At 54.8% G+C, this 3,372-nt stretch carries 3 protein-coding genes; all 3 read left to right on the forward strand.

The window, feature by feature from the left end; all coding sequences use genetic code 11:
* Positions 1-176 precede the first annotated feature (176 nt).
* The 3 genes from CEF10_RS16995 to CEF10_RS17485 all read left to right on the forward strand — a co-directional run bounded on the left by CEF10_RS16995 (position 177) and on the right by CEF10_RS17485 (position 3,370).
* Positions 177-1,316, forward strand: a complete 1,140-nt coding sequence (locus CEF10_RS16995; protein WP_232796560.1) for a DEAD/DEAH box helicase — start codon at positions 177-179, stop codon at positions 1,314-1,316.
* Entirely contained in the window at positions 1,295-2,845 is a 1,551-nt protein-coding gene (locus CEF10_RS17000) for a hypothetical protein (RefSeq protein WP_157933075.1), read from the forward strand. Before CEF10_RS16995 ends, CEF10_RS17000 begins: the two co-directional genes overlap by 22 nt.
* A gap of 342 nt (positions 2,846-3,187) precedes the next feature.
* Positions 3,188-3,370, forward strand: a complete 183-nt coding sequence (locus tag CEF10_RS17485) for a DNA cytosine methyltransferase (RefSeq protein ID WP_408638493.1) — start codon at positions 3,188-3,190, stop codon at positions 3,368-3,370.
* Positions 3,371-3,372: the final 2 nt, after the last annotated feature.

Below are 3,372 nucleotides of genomic sequence, written 5' to 3' on the forward strand. Positions count from 1 at the left end.
GCCGCCGCAAGAAGTGGAGGAGGCGTTCTACGCACAGATGAACACCCTTGAAAAAGCCGCGTAGGTTTTGAACAAAGAAGCCTCTCGGAAACCCGGGGCGGTTCACGGGGAAGACCGTAATGGCATTTCACAGGGCGCAGAGGCTTGAGGGTCTTGGCCAAACTCCAACGGTAATCATGTACAACAAGGTCTTGAGGAGATACTCGGAGGCGCGTGACGGTGTTGCCCCGAAGGTGCCTGTCCTAACGATGCATAGTTGGGTCGCGCGTTGGTGGAGAAAGGCTGGCCTGGGTAGGGCTCCATCTCTCCCAGACGATAGATGGGCCCACGACTGGGAAGAAATGCTTGATCGCGCCTCTTCCATAGATGATCCAGCAAGACTGTCTAGGCTCGACTGGGGGCATCTCGTTATCGACGAAGGCCAAGATTTCCCTGAGGCAATGTACTTCGCTATGGGAAGGTTGATGAAGCTCCTTCAAAAGAAGGGCCGAGAGCCGAGGATCACGGTCTTCGCCGACGACAACCAGAGGCTTTCAGCTGACAAGAACTCCAGCGTTAAGAATATTGCGCGGCATCTCGGCATCGCCCGAGACACATCTCGGATCCTTTACCTTTCAAAGAACTACAGAAACTCAAGAGAGATCGCGCTATTTTCTAGGTATTTTCAGGTCTCAAGAACCAGTGGCGCATCGACTCTTCCCGATCGCGAAGGAGAAAAGCCATCAGTCGGTCTGTTCACAAGTGAGACCGAGATGTTCGAATTCTTGGCGCGTAAGATCGCTCTATCGCCAGGAAAGCAAGTCGGCGTTATCGTTCACGGCTCGAGCGGCGATGTTAAGCGTACTTTCAACAAGTTAAAGAGCCGAGTATCTGAAAAATTCAACACGCAGTATTACACGAGTGCCGGTGGGGCAAACCTAGATGAGCAGCTCGATTTCGAAGCAGTGGATACGATAACAGTCGTCCACGAACGATCCGCGAAGGGGCTGGAGTTCGATGTCGTCTTCTACGTCGGGTTGGAGAAGTCAGACATTGACGGCTCGGGAATGATGAACGAACGCATGTCCGCCTATGTTATGTCGACAAGGGCTAGGCATGAACTTCTTGTCGGGCTTTGTGGAGTCAGTGCGGAAGACGCATTGCCGAGTGCGCTCGCGATCATGCCCAAACCGACTCTTAAAGTCTGCCGATATGACGGCCATGGGAAAAACAAGAACCACGTCGAAGGGATTCTCGGAAAGGTTTCGTGGCACGAGCCTTCCGAAGACTCCCCCTTTTGGGATGGAGAAGACAAATGCAATCCGGCAACGGCGTAGACCTCTTTGACAATGGACCGTTGCTCGTCCCAGTGACCAAGCCAGCGTTGGCGAAGTCGCTTTCGAGTGGGTTTGTCGCGGCGAACTGGCTCGGAGAGCAGGAGGCCGGCCAAGCGGGCGGGAGAGAAGCCGTTTTCGGTTTTCGGCGAGTGGTGCCAAGTTGGGCTTTATCCCAAGGCGACGAGGATCACTGCGTTATTCTAGAGATCGTTTCACCTTCAGACATCACCGAATCTGGCGACATTGTGTTCTTCCGGACTCCGCCACGTGTCACGCAGGTTACTTCCGCTCACTTTTCATCGGATGATCAGCTCCGCGATTTTCAGGCGACTTACCTTTCGTTCCCCGACATTCCGAATGACCTGCTACCATTGTGCGTTTCGGCGGTGCCGTTAGGAGAAGTAGAGAAAAAGCCGGAAATGCTCGAGCTCCCGGTAGAGTTGGCGGATCGCGGTAAGCTCGATGCGCTTGCCGGCTGGAACCTAGTCTTGCTCGATGAACTTCTCACCGGAGAGCTCTCGCGAGGCGTTTCGTCTATTGATCCACGATATGGAGATGACGGCTGGAAATCGATCGCTACGTCGGTTCTGGACTCGGTGCACCCTGAGGCGAGCGAGCACGAGAGACTTATTTGGAGCGAGATGATGTCGCTGGCGCTTGCACACCGGGCGACAAGGGGCTTCGATCGTCGTGCCTTGCTGGATGAGTTCTCTGGACGGGTAACAGCCAGCGGCGAAGTGCACGGCGGAGTACACAAATGGATCGAGGTGGTCGAGGAAGTACTGTCTGCGCAACGCGATCTACCTCCCTTCTCGGATGAGAAGTCTATTGGCGCTCGCGCTGCGCTCGCTATCCTACTCGCGCAGGATGAGCAGGCTATCGAGAGCCTCTCGGCAGGACCCAAGGTCGCTTTTCTAACGAGACTTTTCATTGGGGCGTTTCGAGGCCTTTCTCGAGCAGCTGGGAAAGCGAAAAACGATCGAAGGAAGCTCGACGCAACCCTCAGCGCCAGCGAACTGGCCGCACGCGGCCAGGCTGCGCAGTTTTCCATTGGGAAACGCAGCTATGATCGTGATCTCAGGTCGACCGACGAAATTCTTTTGAACGGTTCAGCAGTTCTGGAACGGGTGTCCGATGCGCCGGCCTACCTAATGATGCTGAACGCGCGCGCTCGAGAAACAGGGCAGGTTATTGTCCCCGAAGAAGGTACCGGGCGTCTTTGCATAGCCGTCCCTGAAGATGATAATTCAAAAGTCTACATGGAGGAGGAGCCCGGATCAGATGAAGTAAACACTTTAGTGCGCGTTTGGAAGCCTTTGACAAAAGTTACTTCCCGTGTGCCAGCGGCGGCCAAGCTCAAAGACATTTTGGAAAAGTCGTGGGCAAGTGGATGCGCAGTAGGTATCAGGGACATAAACGGCCAAAAGATGCTCTGCTGTAACGCTGTTTTTCTCATGAATACTCTTGATCGTGACGAATTCGAGTATCACGTATCGCGTATCCGAGAGTTTGCTTCAGGGATGGAATAGATAGTCTTGCGCCACGAGATCCAATAAGGCGCTCGACATCCGGCGAGAGTAGATCACTGGCATCCTTCACAAGACGATGATTTGAATTACGCGATGCAGGGGGAGCTGACCATATCAGCTTGCAGGTCCATCTTGCATGTCGAGCTTGATGCGAAAGGTTTGAAGATACCACATCTCGGTTCGGCCTGGACAACCCCGACCACATGTGCTACTCGTGACACCAAGAAAGGCCGGGGGAGCGCGAGGTAGAGCATGCTGGAGATTCCGACCACGCAAGAAGAGACGTTGAAGGCAGGTGAACTGGCTGCGAAAAGCGTGGTTCCGAGGCCTCGCGTCTACAGCATGGTCGACTTGTTTGCCGGGTGTGGCGGCCTGTCACTTGGCTTCGAGAATGCTGCCTTCACCCCGCATTATTCACCGCGCGCCCCCTCGCGGCGCCGAGACGGGTTACGCAGGCGGCATCGAAGGTGTGAGCGGGTAGCGAAGACTGCACGGTTGTGGTCTCTGCAGCCCAAGGTTGTCTGATA

Source organism: Roseovarius salinarum (assembly GCF_002834145.1).
GTDB lineage: Bacteria > Pseudomonadota > Alphaproteobacteria > Rhodobacterales > Rhodobacteraceae > Roseovarius > Roseovarius salinarum.

Coding starts and splice junctions, on each gene's coding strand:
- CEF10_RS16995 (WP_232796560.1), top strand. CDS start 177: ATGTACAACAAGGTCTTGAGGAGATACTCGGAGGCGCGTGACGGTGTT.
- CEF10_RS17485 (WP_408638493.1), top strand. CDS start 3,188: ATGGTCGACTTGTTTGCCGGGTGTGGCGGCCTGTCACTTGGCTTCGAG.
- CEF10_RS17000 (WP_157933075.1), top strand. CDS start 1,295: ATGCAATCCGGCAACGGCGTAGACCTCTTTGACAATGGACCGTTGCTC.